This is a genomic window from Aeribacillus pallidus, from assembly GCF_050478865.1.
In the GTDB taxonomy this organism is placed as follows: Bacteria; Bacillota; Bacilli; order Bacillales; family JACDOC01; genus JACDOC01.
Window position 1 is genome coordinate 67,863 of record NZ_JBCNBW010000005.1, and the last position, 21,808, is coordinate 89,670.

General features: G+C 38.6%; 25 protein-coding genes and 1 tRNA gene. 6 read left to right on the top strand and 20 right to left on the bottom strand.

The genetic code is table 11. The features are described 5' to 3' along the window. Positions 1-75: 75 nt before the first annotated feature. Positions 76-1,404 carry a phenylacetate--CoA ligase PaaK gene (paaK, locus tag ABES52_RS01690; RefSeq protein WP_429648286.1) on the bottom strand — a complete coding sequence of 443 codons (1,329 nt, stop codon included), beginning with the start codon at positions 1,402-1,404 and terminating at the stop codon, positions 76-78. Between the two features lie 246 nt (positions 1,405-1,650). Beyond that, positions 1,651-2,910, bottom strand: coding sequence for a sensor histidine kinase (locus ABES52_RS01695; protein WP_429648288.1), 1,260 nt, complete (start codon positions 2,908-2,910; stop codon positions 1,651-1,653). A 513-nt stretch (positions 2,911-3,423) separates the two neighbouring features. On the opposite strand from ABES52_RS01695, the gene ABES52_RS01700 reads away from it, so the two are divergent. Continuing rightward, complete coding sequence (locus tag ABES52_RS01700) at positions 3,424-4,608, top strand: ISL3 family transposase (RefSeq protein ID WP_429648290.1); 1,185 nt, start codon at positions 3,424-3,426, stop codon at positions 4,606-4,608. A gap of 263 nt (positions 4,609-4,871) precedes the next feature. Here ABES52_RS01700 and ABES52_RS01705 read toward each other — a convergent pair. The 6 genes from ABES52_RS01705 to ABES52_RS01730 form a co-directional block, all read right to left on the bottom strand. After that, a tRNA-Val gene (locus ABES52_RS01705) sits at positions 4,872-4,944 on the bottom strand. A gap of 108 nt (positions 4,945-5,052) precedes the next feature. Then, the gene (locus ABES52_RS01710; protein WP_429648292.1) at positions 5,053-5,688 is read right to left on the bottom strand and encodes a DsbA family oxidoreductase; all 636 of its coding nucleotides are present in this window, start codon (positions 5,686-5,688) and stop codon (positions 5,053-5,055) included. Positions 5,689-5,781: 93 nt separating this feature from the next. Then, entirely contained in the window at positions 5,782-7,740 is a 1,959-nt protein-coding gene (locus ABES52_RS01715) for a TRAP transporter permease (protein ID WP_429648295.1), read from the bottom strand. Further along, a complete protein-coding gene (locus ABES52_RS01720; protein WP_429648297.1) occupies positions 7,730-8,251 on the bottom strand; it encodes a DUF1850 domain-containing protein in 522 nt (173 codons plus the stop codon). The genes ABES52_RS01715 and ABES52_RS01720 overlap by 11 nt, the downstream gene beginning before the upstream one ends. A 108-nt stretch (positions 8,252-8,359) precedes the next feature. Beyond that, entirely contained in the window at positions 8,360-9,337 is a 978-nt protein-coding gene (locus ABES52_RS01725) for a TAXI family TRAP transporter solute-binding subunit (protein ID WP_429648299.1), read from the bottom strand. Between the two features lie 241 nt (positions 9,338-9,578). Next, a complete protein-coding gene (locus ABES52_RS01730; protein ID WP_429648301.1) occupies positions 9,579-10,124 on the bottom strand; it encodes a phosphatidylglycerophosphatase A family protein in 546 nt (181 codons plus the stop codon). 128 nt (positions 10,125-10,252) lie between these two features. Here ABES52_RS01730 and ABES52_RS01735 point away from each other — a divergent pair, with 128 nt between their 5' ends. The 4 genes from ABES52_RS01735 (at position 10,253) to ABES52_RS01750 (ending at position 12,875) form a co-directional block, all read left to right on the top strand. Next, positions 10,253-10,978, top strand: a complete 726-nt coding sequence (locus tag ABES52_RS01735; RefSeq protein ID WP_429648303.1) for an alpha/beta hydrolase — start codon at positions 10,253-10,255, stop codon at positions 10,976-10,978. Positions 10,979-11,139: 161 nt separating this feature from the next. After that, positions 11,140-11,652 (top strand): YjcG family protein, encoded by a 513-nt coding sequence (locus ABES52_RS01740; protein WP_429648305.1) that lies wholly within the window; start codon positions 11,140-11,142, stop codon positions 11,650-11,652. 6 nt (positions 11,653-11,658) lie between these two features. Beyond that, positions 11,659-12,081 carry a GNAT family N-acetyltransferase gene (locus ABES52_RS01745; RefSeq protein ID WP_429648307.1) on the top strand — a complete coding sequence of 141 codons (423 nt, stop codon included), beginning with the start codon at positions 11,659-11,661 and terminating at the stop codon, positions 12,079-12,081. Between the two features lie 113 nt (positions 12,082-12,194). Further along, on the top strand, positions 12,195-12,875 hold the full coding sequence (locus ABES52_RS01750; RefSeq protein ID WP_429648309.1) for a DUF421 domain-containing protein: 681 nt from the start codon (positions 12,195-12,197) through the stop codon (positions 12,873-12,875). An 11-nt stretch (positions 12,876-12,886) separates the two neighbouring features. Here the strand turns inward: ABES52_RS01750 and ABES52_RS01755 are convergent, their stop codons facing one another. The 12 genes from ABES52_RS01755 to ABES52_RS01810 all read right to left on the bottom strand — a co-directional run bounded on the left by ABES52_RS01755 (position 12,887) and on the right by ABES52_RS01810 (position 20,707). Next, positions 12,887-13,159 (bottom strand): hypothetical protein, encoded by a 273-nt coding sequence (locus ABES52_RS01755; RefSeq protein WP_429648311.1) that lies wholly within the window; start codon positions 13,157-13,159, stop codon positions 12,887-12,889. 94 nt (positions 13,160-13,253) lie between these two features. Next, the gene (gene spoVIF, locus ABES52_RS01760) at positions 13,254-13,514 is read right to left on the bottom strand and encodes a sporulation-specific transcription regulator SpoVIF (protein WP_429648313.1); all 261 of its coding nucleotides are present in this window, start codon (positions 13,512-13,514) and stop codon (positions 13,254-13,256) included. A gap of 122 nt (positions 13,515-13,636) precedes the next feature. Continuing rightward, positions 13,637-13,777, bottom strand: a complete 141-nt coding sequence (locus ABES52_RS01765) for a YjcZ family sporulation protein (protein ID WP_429648315.1) — start codon at positions 13,775-13,777, stop codon at positions 13,637-13,639. Between the two features lie 154 nt (positions 13,778-13,931). Next, complete coding sequence (gene spoVAE, locus ABES52_RS01770; protein WP_429648317.1) at positions 13,932-14,288, bottom strand: stage V sporulation protein AE; 357 nt, start codon at positions 14,286-14,288, stop codon at positions 13,932-13,934. Between the two features lie 18 nt (positions 14,289-14,306). Further along, positions 14,307-15,323 carry a stage V sporulation protein AD gene (gene spoVAD, locus ABES52_RS01775; protein WP_429648319.1) on the bottom strand — a complete coding sequence of 339 codons (1,017 nt, stop codon included), beginning with the start codon at positions 15,321-15,323 and terminating at the stop codon, positions 14,307-14,309. After that, a complete protein-coding gene (spoVAC, locus tag ABES52_RS01780) occupies positions 15,323-15,787 on the bottom strand; it encodes a stage V sporulation protein AC (RefSeq protein WP_429648321.1) in 465 nt (154 codons plus the stop codon). Before spoVAC ends, spoVAD begins: the two co-directional genes overlap by 1 nt. A 12-nt stretch (positions 15,788-15,799) precedes the next feature. Further along, positions 15,800-16,267: a YhcN/YlaJ family sporulation lipoprotein gene (locus ABES52_RS01785; RefSeq protein ID WP_429648323.1), complete on the bottom strand. Its 468-nt coding sequence runs from the start codon at positions 16,265-16,267 to the stop codon at positions 15,800-15,802. A 95-nt stretch (positions 16,268-16,362) separates the two neighbouring features. Continuing rightward, entirely contained in the window at positions 16,363-16,485 is a 123-nt protein-coding gene (locus ABES52_RS01790; protein ID WP_429648325.1) for a hypothetical protein, read from the bottom strand. An 82-nt stretch (positions 16,486-16,567) separates the two neighbouring features. After that, a complete protein-coding gene (locus ABES52_RS01795) occupies positions 16,568-16,921 on the bottom strand; it encodes a DUF1360 domain-containing protein (protein ID WP_429648327.1) in 354 nt (117 codons plus the stop codon). Positions 16,922-17,175: 254 nt separating this feature from the next. Further along, on the bottom strand, positions 17,176-17,682 hold the full coding sequence (locus ABES52_RS01800) for a CotO family spore coat protein (protein WP_429648329.1): 507 nt from the start codon (positions 17,680-17,682) through the stop codon (positions 17,176-17,178). A 214-nt stretch (positions 17,683-17,896) separates the two neighbouring features. Further along, complete coding sequence (gene fabI, locus ABES52_RS01805) at positions 17,897-18,673, bottom strand: enoyl-ACP reductase FabI (RefSeq protein WP_429648330.1); 777 nt, start codon at positions 18,671-18,673, stop codon at positions 17,897-17,899. Positions 18,674-18,847: 174 nt separating this feature from the next. Continuing rightward, positions 18,848-20,707, bottom strand: a complete 1,860-nt coding sequence (locus ABES52_RS01810; protein WP_429648332.1) for a monovalent cation:proton antiporter family protein — start codon at positions 20,705-20,707, stop codon at positions 18,848-18,850. A 346-nt stretch (positions 20,708-21,053) separates the two neighbouring features. Here ABES52_RS01810 and prpE point away from each other — a divergent pair, with 346 nt between their 5' ends. Then, entirely contained in the window at positions 21,054-21,791 is a 738-nt protein-coding gene (gene prpE, locus ABES52_RS01815) for a bis(5'-nucleosyl)-tetraphosphatase PrpE (RefSeq protein WP_429648334.1), read from the top strand. Positions 21,792-21,808: the final 17 nt, after the last annotated feature.

Below are 21,808 nucleotides of genomic sequence, written 5' to 3' on the forward strand. Positions count from 1 at the left end.
TATAACGTTTATTTAACGTAATTATAAAATAACGTAATAAGTATTTCAATAATGAATATTTAGATAATTCAAAATTTATTGGTTTACTTTTAGTTGATTTCGTAGATCGACTACTCGGATCGCTTTTCCTTGTGAACGTGGGATCGACTTTGGTTCATGAACGTTCACATCAATCGATATGAAACAATAGGTTTTTAATAGATGTTGAATATTTTTTTTCAATTGATGGACACGCTCATCCTGTAAATTGCCATTAATTGCTGCAAAAAACGGTTCGTTCACCTCTACTTGTAACTGGACGGCGTCTAAACTTCCTTTACGAACCAAATGAATTTGATAATGCGGAGCCAACTCTTCCACCGTCAATAAATATTGTTCAATCTCAGAAGGAAACACATTGACGCCACGAATAATTAACATATCATCTACTCTACCTTTGACGCGTGACATTCTTGTGGTCGTCCGGCCGCATTGACATGGTTCTCTTGTGATCGAAGCAATGTCACCTGTTCGATATCGAATCACTGGAAACGCTTCTTTTGTTAAGCTAGTAAAAACTAATTCTCCTTCTTCTCCTTCAGGGACTGGTTCGAGCGTATTCGGATTAACAACTTCGACTAAGAAATGATCTTCTGCGATATGGAGACCGTCTTGTACTTCATGGCATTCCATAGCAACCCCTGGTCCAATGACCTCGCTTAAGCCATATATGTCACACGCTTTTATATCAAAGAGTTCTTCTAATGTCAGACGCATTTCTTCTGACCATGGCTCAGCACCAAAAATACCGTAGTTTATCGATGTGGATTTCGGATCTTTACCAAGTTCTCGCATTCTTTCTGCTATATTTAACATATACGAAGGGGTGCACGAGATAACTGTTGGCTTAAAATCTTCAATCATCATAATTTGTCGATCGGTATTTCCACCGGACATCGGTACGGTGACCATTCCTAGTCGTTCCCCACCGTAATGCAAACCAAGTCCTCCGGTAAATAAACCGTACCCATACGCATTATGAAGAATTTGTCCCGGCTCTCCACCGGCGATGGCAATGGCACGGGCCACCACTTCTGACCAATGGTCAATATCGTTTTTCGTATAAGCAACAACTGTCGGTTTGCCGCTTGTTCCACTTGAGGCGTGAATTCGAACACAATCTTTTAACGGTACGGCTAGAAGGTCAAATGGGTAGTGATTACGTAAATCTTTTTTTGTGGTGAAAGGGAGCCTTTGCAAGTCTTCAAGAGAGGAGATATCATCTGGAGTTATCTGTAGCTGGGTAAATTGCCTTTGGTAAAACGGAACATTCTCATATACGTGCTTAACCGTTTCCTGCAACCGTCGTAATTGCAGCTTCTCCATTTCTTCCCTTGAACTTGTTTCAATTTCGTGTAAAATCATTTCCCTCATCCCCCTAACTTTTTATGACGTTTTTTTAACGGTATAAAAATATCAATCATATTTATGTTTAAAATATATTTAATATTCAGAATTGTCAATGATTAATTATTATTATTTCCTTCTTTTTTCATTTACAAGACCTTTTCTCCTATATATTTCAAATAAAAAACACCCTCGAATATACGAGGATGTCATTCCAATTCAATTACCAGTTTATAAAAACATAAATCCGAAAATCCGTTAATTTTACTCTTCTTTCAAAGGAAGTGTAATCGTCAATGTCGTTCCTTTATTTACAGCACTATCAATTTCTAGCGTTCCATTCATCGTTTGAATGATTTTTAATGCGACCATTGTCCCTAATCCGGTTCCTTTTTCTTTCGTGCTAAAGTACGGTTCGCCGTAGCGGCTGATTTGTTCGGGTGTCATTCCAATACCGGTGTCTTTAATTTTTATAACGATGTGATCATCGATTAGGTATGATAAAATGGTTAGTTCACCGCCATTTGGCATCGCTTCGACCGCATTTTTAACTAAGTTTAAGAAACATTGCTGGAAATATTGGATACTGCCGATCGTACAACCTGAATGTACATCAGGAGAAATGGTAATGGAGTTCATATTCGCTAATGGCCGAACGATATCAACGACTTTTTTTAATTCTCGGTCAACATCAATTGTTTCAACCTTTTCCGGTGCTGGTTTGGCAAAAGTTAAGTAATCATCGATGATTAACTTGGCCCGGTTTAATTCTTCAAGCGCAATATGAATATATTGATCTTTTATTTCTTTCGATAAGTTGGGAGATTTAAGAAGCTGCATAAACCCTTGAACAACCGTTAATGGATTACGTACTTCATGCGAGATACTGGCAGCCAACTGACTGACAATTTCCATTTTCTCAACCTTTATTAATTTTGTACGCATCATCATTGCTTCACTTAACAATTCGATGATATAAATAAGAAATAAAATAGCAATGGTAGGAACAATGATAAAATCAATAATGTATGTATCGGTTACTTGAAAGTCTGAAATAACAACGGCAATGATTGTTGAGAGAATCGCAAGGAAAAAGGTAATCATCGGGGCCATGACAAGCTTCTGTGACCTGTTAAATTGATTAAATGTACGTGAATATATCGCACAAACGATCAACATTGTGATATAAATCACGACAGTAATATAGTTATACCCGTAAAAGACAAACCTCACAATCAATAAAATCATTAACAAAGGAAGCCCGACCGTCCATCCTCCGTAAAGGGTACCAATGATAAAAGGGAGTTGTCGTAAATCGTGAACACAATTAGGGGCAATATAAATTGGAAATCTCATACACAAGATGAGAGGGACACTTAAGCAAACGACCATCAGAAGCTGTCGATAATGTCTATATTTCTGAAACAAAGAAACATGATCTATTAAAAAATAATAAACAAAAATACTCACTAAAATATAAAACAGGTCATTGAGGACATTTTGATTAATGAAAATAAAATCCATAGCTTTTCCCTCGAAAGTTTTAACATAATGATTTAATTATACATGATTTACTTTCAAAAGTGTGTCCGTCCCTATTATTATTTTGAAATCATCTTGAATAAAAAGGCGGTTTGTTTTTCTTATGAAACCCATACCGTTTCTTGAGCGTACTTACTAATAAACTATTTGTTTAAGTTAACGGCTTTTTAGTTTCCCTTAAGATTTCATTCCTAAAATCGCAACGATTATTATTGATAATAAAACACTCAACAACAAAGATATAATCCAATGTCTCTTTCCCGTCATTTTAAAAAGTATATTTAAAACTGAACTAATACAAATCAAAATTATGAAAACAAATAAAATCATAACTAGTTCCATTTTTAAGTCCCCTTTATTTCCCTTTTCCTAAATATACCATTTTTATACACTTTTGGTTCTCTTTAATTAACCGTGCTTGACATTGAAAAAAGCAGAATCTTCCTCTATTGTTTAAAGTAACCACACCCAAAACAATAGAAGGAGAGATTCTGCTTGTATAAACAGTTTACTACAGATTTAGTGCATTTACCAAGTTTTGAATTAGGAGAGATCTATAAAATGAATGGAGTTTGGGAGATTCAATTAATTCCTAGACAACAATCTTTTATTTGTCCTTTATGCTTTCGAAAAAGTGTCAATCATGCTCGTCCAAAAGAGAGAGTTCTAAAACATTTGTTTATTCCGACCCATGGTCTTATCTATGTTCGGGTACCTGTTTACCGTCAACGCTGTGATGATTGTGGGATTTCATGGAGTGTGGAGTGGCCTGGAATTCCACAAAGAGGAAAAGTGACAAATCGTTTTAAAGAGATGGTTATTCAAGAATGCAAGGGGAATACGTTTCAATCTGTCTCTAAGAAGACAGGGATTTCTCCATCAACCATTACTCATTGGTTTTACCAAGAAGCAGAGAGACTTGTGGCTAAGCCTGAGAACCATTCCTCTCCTACAAAAGTTTGCATTGATGAATTTTCACTCAAAAAGGGACACAAATATAGTCTAGCCATCCAAGATGCAGAGACGGGCCATATATGGCAAGTTTCAGAAGGAAGGAGTCGTGCACAAATTCAGGAGGCGTTGAAACGGTATCCATTCATTGCACCAGTAGTAGCTGTCACCGATTTAGCTCCTGGAATGGCGAAAACCATACAAGAAGTGTGGCCTCATGTAGATATTGTCGCCGACAAATTTCACGTTATTCAACTTTTCACAGCTGCCTTAGAACGCGCCAGAAAATTGAGTTCAAAATATGCGACCAAACACCTCGAAATTCGTTATCAACGCCGACTATTAATGACAGATCCTAAGCTGTTAGATCCCCAAGAAAAAGACAAGCTATCTAAATGGTTAGATGAAGATACGAATCTATACCAGCAGTATCAAGCTCTCCAAGCTATACGTCGAGTTTATCAAAGTCATACATATCAAGAAGGAGAGCAGAGTTTACAAGCATGGATAGATTACTATTTATGGGATGGTGCATCTGCCACAAGGCGAATAGCAAAAACCCTCCTCCAATGGAAAACAGAAATTCTGAACTATTTCAAATATCGAATAACTAATGCCAAAATCGAAGGAACCAATAACTTGATCAAAACCATAAAACGCCGTAGTTTCGGTTGTCCAAATCAAGAGAAGTTTACCTTACGAATCAGATTAGAATGTCAACAACCTTGAAAAGTAGAGAAATTAAGCGATTAGAGGAAGAATCAAGCACGTTTTATTGAACAGAACCACACTTTTGGGATTTTTATAAAAAACTATATTAGCAAAATTCTTACCACACATCATCATAATGATGTTGCAGACATTTTTGAGAAGGCATAAAAAATCTTGTGACCAAAATGTGACCAAATGACAATATTATAAAAATCAAGTATCTGTACTAAATAAAGTAAAAAGCCTGTATCCCATTTGGGTTACAGGCTTTTGCTTCATAATGATTCCGACTGGGCTCGAACCAGCGACCTCCACCCTGTCAAGGTGGCGCTCTCCCAGCTGAGCTACGGAATCACGTTATGCTATTGTATCGGACAATTAATAATATACATGGTTTAGCCTGAACTGTCAACGGGTTTTTTTATTTTTTTTGAGTGAATAAAACAGCCTTATAAGACTGTTTTATTCACACGCGTCGATTCCACAGGCTTGGCCAGAATGATCGTCATGACCAGTGCTTTGTTCAGCGATGACTTGTTCAAGCACTTCCTTCGGTTGGACGCCTTGCAGTTTGCGGTTTCCGATGATGATCGTTGGAACAGCGGTAACGTTCGCTTCACGGTAGGCGTGTTGGAGCTCAACTTGATGTGCTTGAGCGTAATCTCCATTTTGTAACGCTTCAGTAAACTTTTCACGTTCAAGGCCCACTTCTTCAGCAATGGAAGCTAAGACGTCCACGTTTCCAATGTCCTTCCCTTCCTGCCAAAACGCTTGGAAGACGGCTTCAACGTATTCTTTGCCTTTTCCACGTTCTTTCGCAAACTGGAAGCCTTCATGCGTTTTTTGGGTACGTGGGTGCGGATCCATTTCCGGTAACATCATCTTAACTCCTAACCGATCTGCTAATGGCTCCACAGACATTTTCCAGCCTTGCTGAATGTATTGGCTTTTTGGTGATAGCGGTTGGGTTCCTTCTGGTCGTAATTCAAACGGTTTCCATTCGATTTCTACATCTTTATCTTTTACGGCTTCGTGTAACGTTTGTTTACCTAAAAAGCAAAACGGACAAACAAAATCAGAATAAACGGTAATTTTCATGCTTTTCACCTTCCAATGCTAACGTATCACGTCTTTTACTAAAACGCGAGAAATATGCTTAAAAAACAAATCGAGGGTTCTCCCCTCGATTTGTTACGCACGTGCGTTAACTTCTTTATTTTCACGTTTGAAGACAAATTGAAGCACGATCATGAGCACAAAAATGCCTAGACCAATCATATCAGTCATTCCTTCTGGGTAAATCAACATAAGCCCCCCAGCAATGGAGAGAAGACGTTCAGGAATCATAAGCTTACGATACCAGTAGCCAATCATCCCTGCACCAATGGCGATCATTCCTGAAATTGCTGTGAAAATGACCCATAGAAGGTGTGGAATCGTTGTATCAATCATTAATAACGCTGGATTATAGACAAACATGTACGGGATAATAAACGCGGCAATAGCGAGCTTCGCTGAGTTAAGCCCGGTACGAATTGGTTCTCCTCCCGATACACCAGCTGCGGCAAACGCGGCTAAGGCTACCGGTGGGGTAATGTCGGCGATAATACCGAAGTAGAAGACGAACAGGTGCGCCGCTAGTTCAGGTACCCCTAAAAGAATAATAGCTGGTGCCGCGATGGTTGAAGTAATGACGTAGTTCGCCGTTGTCGGAGAACCCATACCTAAAATAATCGCCGTAATCATCGTAAATAGCAATGTTAGGAATAATTTTTCGTCCGCTAAATCAACTAATCCGTTAGCGAGCTTTAATCCTAATCCTGTTTTTGTAACGACCCCTACGATAATACCGGCACATGCCGTTGCTGCAGCTACAGCAAGAGCTGTACGCGCTCCATCTACAAGGGCCTCAACCATTTGTTTAAACCCAATACGTGTTTCCTTACGAATCGCACTAACGGCGATCGTTACAACAATGGACCAAAGCGCCGCTCTCATTACACTCATACCGCTCATTAACAGCAAAATGACCGCTAAAATCGGAATGAGTAAGTAAATTTTCTTCAATACTTCTGTACGGCCTGGCAAATCTTCTTTGGAAAGACCTCTTAAACCGATACGCTTGGCTTCAAAATGCGTCATAATCCAAATACCAGAAAAATATAAAAGAGCTGGAATGGCGGCTGCTTTTGCAATTTCCCAATACGTAATGCCACCACCAATAAACTCCACCATTAAGAAGGCGGCAGCTCCCATAATCGGCGGCATTAATTGACCACCTGTTGACGCCGCTGCTTCAACGGCACCAGCAAATTCTTTGCGATATCCAAGTCGCTTCATCATTGGAATCGTAAAGGAACCGGAAGTAACCACGTTAGCTACCGAACTTCCGCTAATCGTTCCTTGAAGGGCACTGGAGAAAATCGCTACCTTTGCCGGACCACCAGTACGGCGACCAGCAAGCGCTACCGCTAAATCGTTAAAATATTGCCCAACACCTGTTTTCACAAGGAAAGCACCAAATAATAGGAACAAGAAAATAAATGTCGCCGATACATACAACGGCGTTCCTAAAATACCTTCAGACGTATAGAACATCGTTTTCACAAGGGTTTCAAGCTTCAACCCACGATGTGCTAAAAAGCCCGGCATGTATGGACCAAAGTAAGCATAAATTAAAAAGATGGACGCAATGATCGTAATCGGCAGTCCTACCGCTCGGCGTGTCGCTTCTAACACTAATAAAACTGCAATAAGACCAACAAAAAAGTCCGTTGTGGTTAAAAGACCAACACGATTGACTATTTGATCTAGCATGATCGGCCAGTACAATCCGACCACAATGGATAACAAGGATAGAATGACATCATACCAAGCAACTTTATGCTTTTTCCCGCTTCTTTTACGGGCAGGAAAAAGTAAAAAGATTAACGAAAGGGCAAATCCTAAATGGATGGACAATAAAATTTGTCGTGGAAAAATTTGCGTAATAGCTGACAACAATTGAAAAATCGAAAATGCTAACAAACCAAAAAAGGCAATCCACTTCGCAGCACCTGATAGTTTCCTAGTTGCGGATTCTGGATCATATTTTTCTAACAGCTGCTGTTGTTCTTCTGGCGATAACGTTTCGAACTTTTTATCGCTCAATGACATTCACTCCTTTCCAAAGCTCCCACAAGGTGAGGGTATCAACTTTAATCCGAATTGTCGTTCCTGGTTCGACAAAAGAGTGAAAAGGATAGACATGATTTTGATAAATCAGCCGATGGTTCGCTATCACTTGCCCTACACGAAGATCAAACGAGTAAAAGGTTCGCCTCATATTTTTAATATAATACTTCCCATCGATTTTTTCGAATACCTCTCCCTCACTCGCATCTTGGGGCATTCCAATGGCCATGTCTTCATACATTAATTCGACTAGTTGAAGTCGATCATCCTCTATTACTTGGTATGTTTCACGAACTTCAGACAAATGAATGGAATGGGTGTATTGAATTTGAAAGGTTTGTTTACCATCTAATGGAATATATGCGAGGAGTTGATGGTTGCTTGGCATTTCAAATATTACCGCTTTTTGAAAGGGGATACAAGTAAAAAATATAATCCCCCCTAATAGACTTAATAATAGAAAAACAAAAAATTTTCTATTAATCATCTGATTCACTTCTTTTCCATAATCCGTGCATATATATCCACACAAGAAAAGAATAGACCGAAAGACTTATTCGGTCTATTCTCCTCCTTACGTATGCATGAAAGCCTCTTATTGGGAAATTCCTTTTTCATCAAAGTATTTTTTCGCACCTGGGTGTAATTCCACACCTAAACCTTGAAGTGCATCTTCCGCTTTGATAAATTCCCCTTTTGCGTGTGTTTTCGCAATTTCTTCAGCGTTATCGAAGATCGCTTTTGTGATGTTATAAACAACATCTTCTGATAAATCTTCTCGAACAACAAGCATTGCTTGAACTGCTACAGTAGGTGCAGCTTCTTCAATGCCGTAAGTTCCAGCAGGTACTTCATCTTTTGCATAGTAAGGATACTTTTCAATGATTTCATTGATTTTGTCTTCCGCAATAGGCACGATGACGATATCTTCTGTTGCTGCTAAACCTTCAACGGCACCAGTTGGAGTACCAGCTGTAATAAACGCAGCATCAATCGTTCCGTCTTGAATACCAGTTGTAGAATCACCAAAATCTAAGTTACGAACTTGTAAATCATCAAATGTTAAACCGTGTACTTCAAGAATTTGCTCAGCATTTGCACGTGTACCTGAGCCTGCTTCACCAACAGAAACAACTTTTCCTTTTAAGTCTTCCACAGACTTAATACCAGATTTTTTTGTTGTTACAATTTGAATCGTTTCTGGATAAAGCGTACCGATAGCTTTTACGTTTTCTACTTTATTTCCTTCAAACATTAATTTTCCTTCAACCGCATATGTGGCAATGTCCGATTGTGTGAAAGCGATTTCTGCATCGCCTGCTTTTAACGTAGCCATGTTTTCAGCAGAAGCACCGGAAGTAACAGCGTTTGCTTCAATGTCCGTTTCATCTGAAATAAGCTTTGCAAAAATACCACCTAATGGATAATATGTACCACCCGTACCCCCTGTTACGATACTAATGAAGTCTACGTCTCCACCATTGGAAGAATCGTCGTTAGTACCACATGCTCCAAGCACCATGGACAGGGCAACGATCAACGCAGTGAAAAGAAAAAAGCTACGCTTCTTCATATTCTATTCCCCCTTTTATAAAATTACAGATTGCTGTATCATATTTTAACATAACCTATGACACAATTGTCAAATTTTTATTATTATTTGTGACATTATTTTTCGGTATGAAAGAATTTGTTGATGCTTTTAAAAAATATGAATCTACTAGATTCGGCAAATCCCTCCCAAAGTTTTTGCATAAAAAATGTATACAAACGCTTACAATAACTAACATTAAAAGACCCCCGTTTAAGGGTCTTCATCCAATTAATTCTTCATCATTTAATTCGCGACTAAGCCCTTCTTCGAGGTCACGGGAACGGTGAGCTAAACGCGATGCTGCATTAGCCGCAATACTTCCGACAATATCGTCTAGAAAGGTATGTACCCCTTTTCCTTTCTTCGTATCTAAGTCCCGAATAATTCCAACTTTATTCTTGTCTAAATGCCCAAATGTCGTAACAGCAATACTTCCATAACCAAGGGCCGCACCTAACGCGATCGTTTCATCGACACCAAACAGCCCTTCGTCCGTTTCTACAATGGTTTGTAAAGGCTCAGATAGCTTTTTTTGTTCCGCTAGCATATCAAGTTCAACACCGACTAAAATCGCATGTTGAATTTCTCGTTTTAACAACACTTTTTCCACACTTTCGATACATTCTTCCATTGTTAATTGTGGGTTGTATGGATATTGCATTTCATAGACAATTTCAGCGATCGCTTCAATCGTGACACCACGGTCTAGTAATCGTTGCCGTGCCGCTTTTGTTACTTCATCGGAATGAATTCGTTTTTGTGTCATTTTTCTCCCTCCCTAGCTGTCAGCTACTATTCATTATAACACGGAACGCTTTCTATTACTGTTTTGGGAATTTTCCTTAAGTTATGGTACAATGTAATCGCTTAACTAATTCAATTGGGGGAATCAGCATGACAGTTCCAAAAGGTCAAATTAAAGAAATGACGTTTCATAGTACATCCTTAAATGAAGATCTTCAGCTTTGGGTATATTTGCCGGCAACGTTTTCTCCCTTATATAAATACTCTCTTCTCATTGCTCAAGATGGAAAAGACTATTTCCAACTAGGAAGAATTGCACGCGTAGTCGACGAGCTTCTTCATAACCGGGAAATTGATAATTTAATTATTGTTGGAATTCCATATAAGAATGTTCAAGATCGCCGGGCGAAATATCATCCAAAAGGTGAGCAAAACGAAGCATACATCCGCTTTCTTGCACACGAACTTGTGCCGTTCTTAGACGATGAGTTTCCGACGTATCAAATGGGAATGGGACGAGCGCTGATTGGGGATTCTTTAGGAGCTACGGTTTCATTAATGACCGCTCTAAAATATCCACACACATTTGGAAAAGCCATTCTCCAATCCCCTTATGTCGATGAACACGTTCTAGACGCCGTAAAAAATCATCAACAATTACAACTATTATCGGTCTATCAAATTATTGGTAAAAATGAAACTGCAGTTGAAACGACAGATGGGCAAGTGAAAGATTTCTTAGAACCAAACCGTCAACTACATAAATTGTTTAACGAGAAAGGCTTCTCACATTTCTATGAAGAATTTGACGGGGACCATACGTGGAAATATTGGCAGCCAGATTTAAAACGGGCACTTACCCATATGTTTGGATAAAATATAACGTATGTTGATCGAAAGTTTGTTTAACGAGTAGGTTATTGAGAAGGGAAACCCCTTCTCTTTTCCTATACTAAAATTTCGGAAAATTTGATATAATAATATACATCATTTATTATTAATCAATTGGAAATATTTCCAATAAGGAGGTTACACATATGAAGTACGGAATTGCCATCTTCCCTTCAAAGAAGCTCCAAGATTTAGCCAACTCTTATCGAAAACGTTATGACCCTCATTACGCATTGATTCCTCCGCACCTTACATTAAAATACCCGTTTGAAGCAGATGAAGACGAAATAAAAAAAATCGCCGATACCCTGCATCAAATTGCCAAAAAATATGATCCTTTCCCGTTAAAAGTAACCAAAATTAGTTCCTTTCAACCAGTAAATAACGTGATTTATTTAAAGGTGGAGTCCACGGAAACGTTAAAAAATCTGCATAATGATTTACACTCCGGAGAATTAGGCGGGGAACCTGAATACATGTTTGTCCCTCATATTACAATTGGACAAAAGCTGTCAAATGGCGAATTAGCCGACGTATACAGTTCACTACGCATGCTGGACGTTACACATGAGGAAACCATCGACCGTTTCCATTTGTTGTATCAGTTAGAAAATGGTTCATGGACAGTTTATGAAACATTTAGATTAGGAAAGGAATAATGGTTCATGGAAGTTAAGGTCGTTGACACACCTGAGCAATTAGAAGATGCTTTTTTTGTTCGACATGAAGTATTTGTCAAAGAACAAAACGTTCCTCCTGAAGAAGAAATCGATGAACACGAAAATTCAGCAACCCATTTCGTATTATACGATGGAAAGGAACCAGTAGGCGCGGGACGTTTGCGGATTCTCAATGGGAAAGGAAAAATCGAACGAATTTGTGTACTCCCTGCTTATCGAAACAAAGGGGCAGGAAAACTTATTATGAAAGCGATTGAAGAAGAAGCTAGACGAAAGCAATTATCCAAAGTGGTGTTAAATGCGCAAACACACGCGATTCCTTTTTACGAACGGCTCCATTACAAAGTGATTTCTGATGAATTTATGGACGCTGGCATCCCTCATCAAACAATGGAAAAAATATTATAAACGCTTATTCTTTGCTCCTTGGGCAAAGAATAAGCGTTTTTTTATTTGTATGTATGATAACGTTTGAAACCGTCTACAATGAAAATGTATTTATATAGAGGGAGAATCGTTTTATGTATATACAAATTACAATTGAGCTTATTATTGGTTACTTCGCTTTATTGTTTTTAACGAAATTTTTAGGAAAAACACAAATTACCCAAATTACAGCGTTTGATTTTATCTCGGCCCTCATCCTCGGTGAGTTCGTAGGGAATGCGTTATTCGATCAAAATGTTTATATTCATCACATATTATTTGCGATCGGATTATGGGGGTTGTTAATATTTTTTACAGAAATCGCCACGCAAAAATCAAGAAAATTGCGGAATGTACTAGAAGGCACACCGTCCATTGTGATAAGAAAAGGGAAAATTATTTATGAAGAATTGAAAAAAAATCATTTAGATTTAAACCAACTTCAACATCTCCTTCGATCGAAAGGCATCTTTTCTATTCGGGAATGCGAATATGCTCTTTTGGAAACAGATGGGACGATCAGCACCTTAAAAAAACCCGAATATGAATCGGTAACAAAGAAGGATTTGGATCTCTCTTTATCCGCCCCTTCCTTACCTGTTGCCTTAATTATGGATGGAGAAATCATTCATCGTAACTTAGAGCTTGTTGGAAAAGATCAACAGTGGCTAGAATCAAAAGTAAAAAAAGAGGGATTTTCAACCATTCGCGAGGTGTTGTACGCCGAGTATGAAGAAGGGAAAGCCATGATTATACAAGGATATTCGTCTAAATAAGTATGCTTTCTTTAAATTCTTTCATTAAATAGCCGTCCTTTCCCGGTTATGTCTGCAATGAGCTGTTCATTGGTGGAATGAGAAGCTGCAGACTGGTTGCGGAAAAAGGAGGGTTTCTTTTCTTTCTTGGAAAAAGGGACATCCTTTCGCTGAAATCGTGAATCGATCGGTTGAAACATTGATTTATACGTGGCCGTTAACCGATACAGCTCCTTTTGTTCATTAATCAACCGGTGATGAAATTGTTCCCGTTCAAATGAAGAAAGGGGTAAGAGATAACCCATCCGACCACTCCTTTTTTCTTGTATTTACCATATTCATACGTTAGTTACTCTCATTTAATGACCGTAAAAAGAAAGACTTGTCTGATGACAAGTCTCATTTGTTATTTTTGTTAATCATATTGGAAATCGTACCAAAGTCTATTTTTTTGCCATCTTTAATAATTGATTGCACAATTTTATCTTCTAACTCTTTCGACACTGGTTTATTCGCAATTTGAGAAACTCGCTTAATGACTCCACGTATGGTTTTCTCATCATTAAAATTCGCATTTTGCAGCGAATTCGCTAATTCAAATACGTCTTTCATATTGACACCGGTTTTTTTCTCGATGTTCTTAAAAAATTGATTATCCATTTGTTCATTCCGCCCTCCCTTTTATCTACTGTTAACGTATGATACGACATCCTCATTGGTGATAAAAAAAACAAAATGGATGGAATCAACCATACGAGATCCCATCCTTCACCCTCAATCCATTAGCAGAAGCTTGCGCCTACAATAATTAACAAGATGAATAATACAACGATTAACACGAATGTTGATCCTCCGCCGTATCCGCCGTATCCGCCGTAACCACAACCACAGCCGTAGCCGCCGTAACCACCGTAACCAAACATGAACAGTCACCTCACTTTTTGTTAAGCTCACTATTAACATATGTCATTTCTCTACAAACGGTATAGGCACCATCCTAACTCCCCTCGTTTTCTTCCTTGCAAACAAATACCTTTACTTTAAAAAAATAAAAAAAACAGCTCATGAAAGCTGTTTTTAACCTTTTGGCTTAAATATAAGCGCACCGATAAACGCAAAAATAATGGCTGCTGAAATACCAGAACTTGTCACTTCAAACATTCCGGTTAATACACCGACAAGACCGTGTTTTTCCGCCTCTTGCATTGCTCCGTGAACAAGCGCATTACCAAAACTCGTAATCGGAATAGTGGCTCCTGCACCAGCAAAATCAATTAATGGTTCATACAAACCGAATCCTTCTAAAATTGCGCCAATAACAACTAATGTACTTAGCGTATGCCCTGGTGTAAACTTTACTACATCAAACAACAGTTGGCCGATGACACAAATAAGTCCACCAACGACAAACGCCCAAAAAAACATGGCCAGCATATTTCGAGTCACCCTCCTTTATATCCATTCGATAGCCACCGCATGCGCGATGCATGGAATGGATTCATTTTGTTGAAACGTTAATGGACTTAATAAAGCTCCTGTAGCAACTACTAATATTCGCTTATACGTTCCTCCCTTCATTTGGTTCAATAAGTGTCCGTACAAGACTGTTGCAGAACAGCCGGCACCACTTCCCCCAGCTTGCACCGGTTGGCCGTCTCTATAAATCATGAGTCCACAATCTTGGAACATCGATTTATCGATGGCGATTTTTCTTTGATCAAATAACTCTAATGCCACATTACGACCAATTGTTCCTAAATCTCCTGTGACAATGAGGTCATAGTAGGATGGTTCAATGTTTAAATCTTCCAGATGTTGGGTGATGGTTTCCACAGCAGCAGGCGCCATAGCTCCCCCCATATTAAACGGGTCTTTCAATCCTAAATCTAACACTTTTCCAATGGTGGCTGATATAATTCGTGGAGCAGGATTCACCTCCTGCTCTCTTGTCCCGATGAGCGCATATCCTGCTCCAGTGACCGTCCATTGTGCGGTTGGAGGTTTTTGACTGCCGTATTCTGTTGGGTATCGAAACTGCTTTTCTACTGCTGCATTATGGCTTGCTGCCCCAGTTACGACGTAATCAGCACCACCACCATTTATAATCATCGCAGATAACGCTAATCCTTCCATTGACGTGGAACATGCTCCGAAAAGGCCAATATACGGGATACCGATCGAACGAGCAGCAAAACTCGAAGGAGTGATTTGATTGATTAAATCCCCAGATAGGAAAAATTGCACTTGTTGGGGGGATATCTTTTTCTTTTGTAACGCGGTTTGAACAGCATCTTCAATCAGCACTCGATGCGCATTTTCGTACGATTTTTGTCCCATCCATAAATCGTTGTAAAAAAAATCAAAGTCATCTTTTAGTAACCCGTTTTTTTCAAAAGGTCCCCCCACTACCCCTGTCGTAAGGATGGTCGGCTGATTAGGAAATACCCAACTACCATTTCCTTTTTTCATTAAATAACCCCCCATTTAATGAGGATCGTTTTGATAATGGCTATAACAAACGCGGAAAATACACCGAATAAAATGACCGAGCCAGCAAGCTTAAACATATTCCCGCCAACACCTAGGACAAATCCTTCCGTCCGATGTTCGATCGCCGCTGAAATAACTGCATTACCAAAGCCTGTAACCGGTACCGCACTTCCAGCCCCACTAAATTGGCCAATACGGTCATATATACCGAATCCCGTCAACAACATAGAGAAAAATACCATTGTTGCCACGGTTGGGTTCCCAGCCGATTGTTCCGTAAAATTAAAGAAATAAATATAAAAATATGTAACGGCCTGTCCAATGAGACAAATCGTCCCTCCAACAAAGAAAGCTTTAATGCAATTTTTTAACAGTGGACGTTTTATCTCCAATTGCTTTTCTAACTGCTGATACTCTTGTTGAACTTGTTGTTGGTTTTTCATTCCAGAGACCTCCTATGTTTGTTTATCCTTCAATTTAATTAACTTTTTTAATTTTTTATTCGCTTCTTTTTTACTTATTTTTCCTTCATCTAGTTTTTCTTTTAATCGAACAGCTTCAAGAAAAACTTTGTAATCACTGGAGACAGAAAAGTTTTCACCTGGAAATTTCTTCTCTAACGTTTTTTTGAGATTCTTTTCAATTTTTTTCATACGAATACGATAAAGATGCTTCACTTTATAAGCCACTAAAATATCCTCTTCACCTACAATGACGGCCACATCGTATAGTTCTTTCATCTGTTGCACTTCTTTTTTGACTTGAGAAGCGACCGTTTCCTTCTCCTTATTTAGTTCTAACGGAGGGGGATTCGTGGTTTTCAGTAAAGAAAGCTGGCTATCCTTTATTTCATCATTTCCCCCTGCACATCCGAAAAGAAAAAGAACCAACGTAAATGTACTAACAATCCATTGTTTCTTCATCACCATTCTCCTTATGTTTTTTTCGTTATCATTAGTTTTTTCCGAAATTCAGATTTTATGTTTTATCACACGAAAAAACCCGGCATGAGCCGAGTTTAATATCGAAAGAAGCTACGGTATGTTTTTTTCTTTTTTCCGCAGCCACATCCACCTTTTTTTGTTTTCGGATGTTTAACGGTGGTACTATTTTTCTGTACTTTAACCGGTTTTTGTATCATTACCTTTCTCCTCTCTCATGTAAAAGACTGCTCTTTTCTACTATATGTTGCACACATACAGATATTGTTCTTTATGCATGACCTAATTGAACCAATGTTGCAATACAGACTCAATAAGAGCGGCTAAGCCAGCAATACAAAAAAGAAGAATGAACGGAAACGATATGGTTGGATACCACCAATAGGCAGCAAGAACAAAGCCCGTCACCCAAATTCCCATACACCAATAGCAACTTAGCAATTCACCGATAAATCCACGAATCCCCCCTTTTTTCGGCACAAGATACGTTTCCCATTCCCCGTTTTCATCTCTCTCTTTTATTTCTTCAAAAAAAGGGGCTCGGATAAATTCAGTTATACGGTCAAAAACGAGGAGCCGAGTCATCCGAAACACTGCAAAACTTAATATGAATAGGAACAACCAGGAAACATGCATAATTGCGCCCCTTTCTATTGTGCTCTACTTCGTGTATTAGCTCATTCACTAAAAGTCATAAGGTAGGTGAATTAGTAACTGAGAATGATGAATGATGCATTAATCTTGATAAAGAATCTAATGTAGTTGATTTCATAAAAATAAAATTACTGTTGATCGACGTTGCTTTTTGTACGATTCCTTGCGTGGCCGTTGTGTTTATGGACAATTACGAATAACGGAAGGAAACCAGCCAAATAAAATGTATCGGCTGGTTAATTTCTTTGCCCAATCATATGGATATTTTTTATTTGAGACAGCGGGATGTCTTTCGTTTCCCCGTTGAACATACGAATGATTATTTGATCGTTATTTCGACGATAGAGAATCCCTTTAACGGAACCATTCTTTGTTACAAATTCGCATGGCAATGGAGCAATTAAGCTCGGAAAACGAGATAAATAGTCGATTTTTTCTACAACTGATAGCTCTTTGAACGGTTTGACATGACGAACCCTGTAAAGTCCAAACCGATCCTCTCTTGGTTGTTCTACTTGTTCGTTTTCATCTTGTTTTTCCTTCGGCTCATCAAGAGTACCGACTAATGAGCTGACTTCCTTAGTTTGATCTGCTTGTTTTTTCTGCTTTTTTTTTGATTCTTTTACCGATTTTTCATTGGCTCTTGTTTTAAACATATCTTGCATTTTTGGTTTTACTAATTGTAAAGATGGTTGCTGAATATAAAGTAGCGGTTTTTTTGGCTCATTCGATTCTTTTCCCATTAATGTCACCTCCAAATAAAATTCCCTCATCTAAATGTATGCAAGGATAAAGCGGACGTTTCATAAATATTTAATTCGTGTATGGAGGAGCAAATTTTAAAAATAACTTTACAAAATATTGATTGATAATTTATTGATACTGTCATAGTCATGACCTACCTCCTTGAAATAACAAAGGCTGACTCGTTTTTTTATATTCGAGTCAGCCTTTGTTTTATCGTGCTAAAATATGGTAACCAGAGTCTACGTGAATCGTTTCCCCTGTAATTCCACGAGATAAATTACTGAATAAGAATAACGCTGTATCGCCAACTTCTTCTTGCGTAGTTGTACGACGAAGCGGAGCACGCTCTTCAATTTCTTTTAAAATGCTATTGAAATCACTTACCCCTTTCGCACTTAACGTACGAATCGGTCCAGCTGAAATCGCATTAACACGAATACCGTATTTCCCTAAATCGTTGGCTAAATATTTAACACTTGCCTCTAACGAAGCTTTCGCTACACCCATAACATTGTAGTTCGTTACGACACGCTCACCGCCAAGGTAAGTTAATGTCACGATGCTTCCGCCTTCTGACATTAACTCCTTCGCTGCTTTAGCAACAGCCGTTAAAGAGTACGAGCTAATATTATGAGCTAATAAGAAACCTTCTCTTGTTGTATTCATATACTCGCCTTGCAGTTCTTCCTTGTTCGCAAACGCAATACAATGAGCAATTCCATCAATTTTCCCTACGTGTTCTTTGATGGTGGCAAAGCATGCTGCAATTTCTTCATCATTCGTTACATCGCATGGTAATACAAGTGAGTCGTTTCCTTCTAACGTTTCAACTAAGTCACGAACACTTTTTTCGAGACGTTCACCTGCATACGTAAAAATTAATCGTGCTCCAGCATTATGTAAGGATCGGGCAATCCCCCAAGCAATACTACGTTTATTCGCTACACCCATAACAACAAACGTTTTTCCTTTTAACGATAGGGTCATAAAACTCCTCCTATTTTCATCTGTTATTAGTACCTAGTCATAATTTTAACCGAAATTAGGGGATTTGAAAAGAGAAGAACGAAAATCAATTGGTTTTATCCGGAAATCCAAGTAGGATATGTTCATTTACAAAGAAAAAGGCCTCTCCCTGTAACGGAGAGACCTCTTTCAATACTAACATTTCTCACAAAATTCGAGCTCGCGCTTCAGTTCATCGACATATTCTTTCGATCCTGTTACAATGAGTCGATCGCCCATATGAAGTTCCGTATCTCCGTGCGGAACAATGGAATCTTTCCCACGGAAAATGCGGACAAAGATGACATCGCCCGTAAACGGGAATTTTCGTAACGTCATGCCTTCAAACAAATGATTTCGCATATTTATTTCATATAGGCTTGTTTCTTGGTTCGTTAAAATATTGATTACACTTGGTGATTCAATAAGGGCACGTAATAACGCTTTCGTTGATAAAAAGACAGAGAATACTTCGACGTCCTGCTCACGCAATGACTCTTCTAAATCTGGGCTTTCAATGCGGGCAATGACACGTTCGACACCTTGTTCTTTAGCGGCTACGGCAAGGGTAGCGTTTCGTTCTTCGTCACCCGTAGAAATAACGACAATTTCGGCTTCAAAAATTCCTTCCTTTTGGAGCGTTTCAATTTCGTAATCATCAATTTCTTCAATATGAAATAATGAATCGGAGATGATTTGATTGGATTTATCTTGTTTAGTGTGATACAACATCGGTTCATATAACGACGATTTTAGTTCGCGATAAACCGGCATGGTCAATTGGTTCGCTCCAACAATGGCCACTTTGATTTTTGTCACCACTTCCTCTTCAAGTGGGAACAATTTTTTAAACATAATCGGTGTAATCACACATGCGATAACCGCAACTAAAATTAACGTTCCGCTTATTTCCGGTGTAATGACTCCCATCCGCTCAGCAATTTTTGCCGCTGCGATGACTAATGATAATGTGGAAGTTAATAAAAAGGCGGATGCGTGAACCACTTTCCAATCATACCATCTTCTTAAAATCAAGGCTGGAATCCATTTCGAAATAAAGAACGCAAGTAAAAGTAACGGAATCAACATGAGCATTTTTTTGTTACTTAACATTGACCATAAGTCTAACTCAACACCGACCATTACGAAGAATATCGGAATTAAAAATCCGTAGCCAAAAGAATCTAATTTATGCACCAAATCCGGGTTCGGTGATAAAAGCGAAACGAGAACACCAGCTAAAAAGGCTCCCAAAATGTTTTCCGCACCAACCGATTCGGATAAAGCAACGAATAACGTAATTAAGGCAAAAATGGCCCGTGTATCGATTTGAACGGTTCCAGCTGATAACTTCTCCATAAATTTTTTGTTTCGGAATCGTTTGGCAAAGATATAGAAGAAAACACACGCTCCAAACAAAAGAAGTAATAAAAACATATTACCGTGTCCAGTATCATTTAACGACACGAACAAAGCGAGTAAGATCATCGTCACTAAATCAGCAATCACCGCAATAAGCAAAATCGTTTGACCAATAGGTGACTTCATAATATGTGCTTCTTTTAACGTTGGTACGACCACACCAAGAGAAATGGTGGAAATAATTATGGTCATTAATAAGACGTTATCTATAAGACCTAACAGAACAAACACGTATGACAACGCTAATGACACAAGAAAAATTCCAATAAAGACGATCATTGAAACGAGAAAACGGTTCGGTTCTTCTTTTCCATTCGGTAATTTTTCTCGTTTTTTCCCGTTCGAAAAAGCCGAGAAATCAATTTCTAACCCACTTAAAAACATTAAAAAAATGAATCCGAGAGTAGATAATGTCTCTAGCCACATGTCAGGTTCGACAAGGTCAAATCCACTTTTTCCGATAAACAAACCCATAATAATTTCTGCAATCACGACAGGAATAGCGTTTAATTTTAATCGATGTAACAAAATGGGCGTGATGAAGGCCACTAAAATAACGATAACGAGTGATGTAACTGATGCATGTTGCTCCATCCCCATTCTCCTTTCCCTACTTCTTTTCCCATACTTTTTTGACAAACGATTTGTATTACTATATGCTGATTCTTTCCTCTCACATCTTTATGTTCGATGGGGATTGCAAAAGAACTTCTGTCGATTATACCATCTTTTTATAAAAAACATAATACTTTTTATTCCGTTTTCCTACACCAAAAAGGCTATACTTAAAATGGAAGACCTTTATATACTAACAAATCTCAACCAGTCCTTATATAAAATTCTACCTTTGACTTTGACACTTTATTTACCTTTTTAAAGGAAAAAGAAAGAAAACGCAAGAAAAATAGATGAATTTAACAAAACTTTTTAGGAGGACACCATGAAAGTCGATATTATTGGAGATATCCACGGTTGTTGGGATGAATTTTACGAACTGACAAAAATGCTCGGTTACGATTGGCAAAGCGGATATCCGATTCATCCTTTTGGGAGAAAATTAGCATTTGTAGGCGATTTAACGGATCGTGGCCCCCACTCATTAAAAGTGGTAAAAACGGTGTACAAGCTTTGGAAAAACAACCTCGCCTTCTATGCTCCTGGAAATCATTGCAACAAGCTTTATCGGTATTTTTTAGGAAGGAATGTCCAAATTACACATGGGTTAGAAACGACCGTCGCTGAATTTACCGCCCTACCGCCTGAAAAACAAAAGGAAATCAAAAAAAAATATATGGAGCTGTACGAACAATCTCCCCTTTATCATGTACTAGATGATCATAAACTGGTCATCGCTCACGCAGGCATAAAAGAAAAAGATATCGGTCGAACAAATAAGCGAATTCAAACGTTTGTCTTATACGGTGATATTACAGGGGAAACGCATCCTGATGGAACGCCCATCCGGAGAGATTGGGCTCAATCGTATCATGGAAAGGCACTTATTGTGTATGGTCATACACCCGTGAAAGAACCTCGATGGGTGAATCGAACGGTCAACATTGATACAGGCTGTGTATTTGGTGGGAAACTCACCGCTTTACGTTATCCTGAGTTAGAAACCGTAAGCGTCCTTTCTTCTATGCCGTATGTTCCAGAAAAATTTAAATCGATCGGATAACAAAAAAGGACGAACCG

What these genes read in the sequence shown, in the direction of transcription:
- spoVAC (WP_429648321.1), bottom strand. Translation starts at nt 15,787, where the DNA reads ATGAAAAACCAACAACAAGTTCAACAAGAGTATCAGCAGTTAGAAAAG.
- ABES52_RS01730 (WP_429648301.1), bottom strand. Translation starts at nt 10,124, where the DNA reads ATGACACAAAAACGAATTCATTCCGATGAAGTAACAAAAGCGGCACGG.
- ABES52_RS01695 (WP_429648288.1), bottom strand. Translation starts at nt 2,910, where the DNA reads ATGGATTTTATTTTCATTAATCAAAATGTCCTCAATGACCTGTTTTAT.
- ABES52_RS01755 (WP_429648311.1), bottom strand. Translation starts at nt 13,159, where the DNA reads ATGGGTTATCTCTTACCCCTTTCTTCATTTGAACGGGAACAATTTCAT.
- ABES52_RS01765 (WP_429648315.1), bottom strand. Translation starts at nt 13,777, where the DNA reads ATGTTTGGTTACGGTGGTTACGGCGGCTACGGCTGTGGTTGTGGTTAC.
- ABES52_RS01745 (WP_429648307.1), top strand. Translation starts at nt 11,659, where the DNA reads ATGGAAGTTAAGGTCGTTGACACACCTGAGCAATTAGAAGATGCTTTT.
- paaK (WP_429648286.1), bottom strand. Translation starts at nt 1,404, where the DNA reads ATGATTTTACACGAAATTGAAACAAGTTCAAGGGAAGAAATGGAGAAG.
- prpE (WP_429648334.1), top strand. Translation starts at nt 21,054, where the DNA reads ATGAAAGTCGATATTATTGGAGATATCCACGGTTGTTGGGATGAATTT.
- spoVAD (WP_429648319.1), bottom strand. Translation starts at nt 15,323, where the DNA reads ATGAAAAAAGGAAATGGTAGTTGGGTATTTCCTAATCAGCCGACCATC.
- spoVIF (WP_429648313.1), bottom strand. Translation starts at nt 13,514, where the DNA reads ATGGATAATCAATTTTTTAAGAACATCGAGAAAAAAACCGGTGTCAAT.
- ABES52_RS01740 (WP_429648305.1), top strand. Translation starts at nt 11,140, where the DNA reads ATGAAGTACGGAATTGCCATCTTCCCTTCAAAGAAGCTCCAAGATTTA.
- spoVAE (WP_429648317.1), bottom strand. Translation starts at nt 14,288, where the DNA reads ATGCTGGCCATGTTTTTTTGGGCGTTTGTCGTTGGTGGACTTATTTGT.
- fabI (WP_429648330.1), bottom strand. Translation starts at nt 18,673, where the DNA reads ATGACCCTATCGTTAAAAGGAAAAACGTTTGTTGTTATGGGTGTAGCG.
- ABES52_RS01785 (WP_429648323.1), bottom strand. Translation starts at nt 16,267, where the DNA reads ATGAAGAAACAATGGATTGTTAGTACATTTACGTTGGTTCTTTTTCTT.
- ABES52_RS01735 (WP_429648303.1), top strand. Translation starts at nt 10,253, where the DNA reads ATGACAGTTCCAAAAGGTCAAATTAAAGAAATGACGTTTCATAGTACA.
- ABES52_RS01800 (WP_429648329.1), bottom strand. Translation starts at nt 17,682, where the DNA reads ATGGGAAAAGAATCGAATGAGCCAAAAAAACCGCTACTTTATATTCAG.
- ABES52_RS01750 (WP_429648309.1), top strand. Translation starts at nt 12,195, where the DNA reads ATGTATATACAAATTACAATTGAGCTTATTATTGGTTACTTCGCTTTA.
- ABES52_RS01795 (WP_429648327.1), bottom strand. Translation starts at nt 16,921, where the DNA reads ATGCATGTTTCCTGGTTGTTCCTATTCATATTAAGTTTTGCAGTGTTT.
- ABES52_RS01720 (WP_429648297.1), bottom strand. Translation starts at nt 8,251, where the DNA reads ATGATTAATAGAAAATTTTTTGTTTTTCTATTATTAAGTCTATTAGGG.
- ABES52_RS01810 (WP_429648332.1), bottom strand. Translation starts at nt 20,707, where the DNA reads ATGGAGCAACATGCATCAGTTACATCACTCGTTATCGTTATTTTAGTG.
- ABES52_RS01725 (WP_429648299.1), bottom strand. Translation starts at nt 9,337, where the DNA reads ATGAAGAAGCGTAGCTTTTTTCTTTTCACTGCGTTGATCGTTGCCCTG.
- ABES52_RS01790 (WP_429648325.1), bottom strand. Translation starts at nt 16,485, where the DNA reads ATGATACAAAAACCGGTTAAAGTACAGAAAAATAGTACCACCGTTAAA.
- ABES52_RS01710 (WP_429648292.1), bottom strand. Translation starts at nt 5,688, where the DNA reads ATGAAAATTACCGTTTATTCTGATTTTGTTTGTCCGTTTTGCTTTTTA.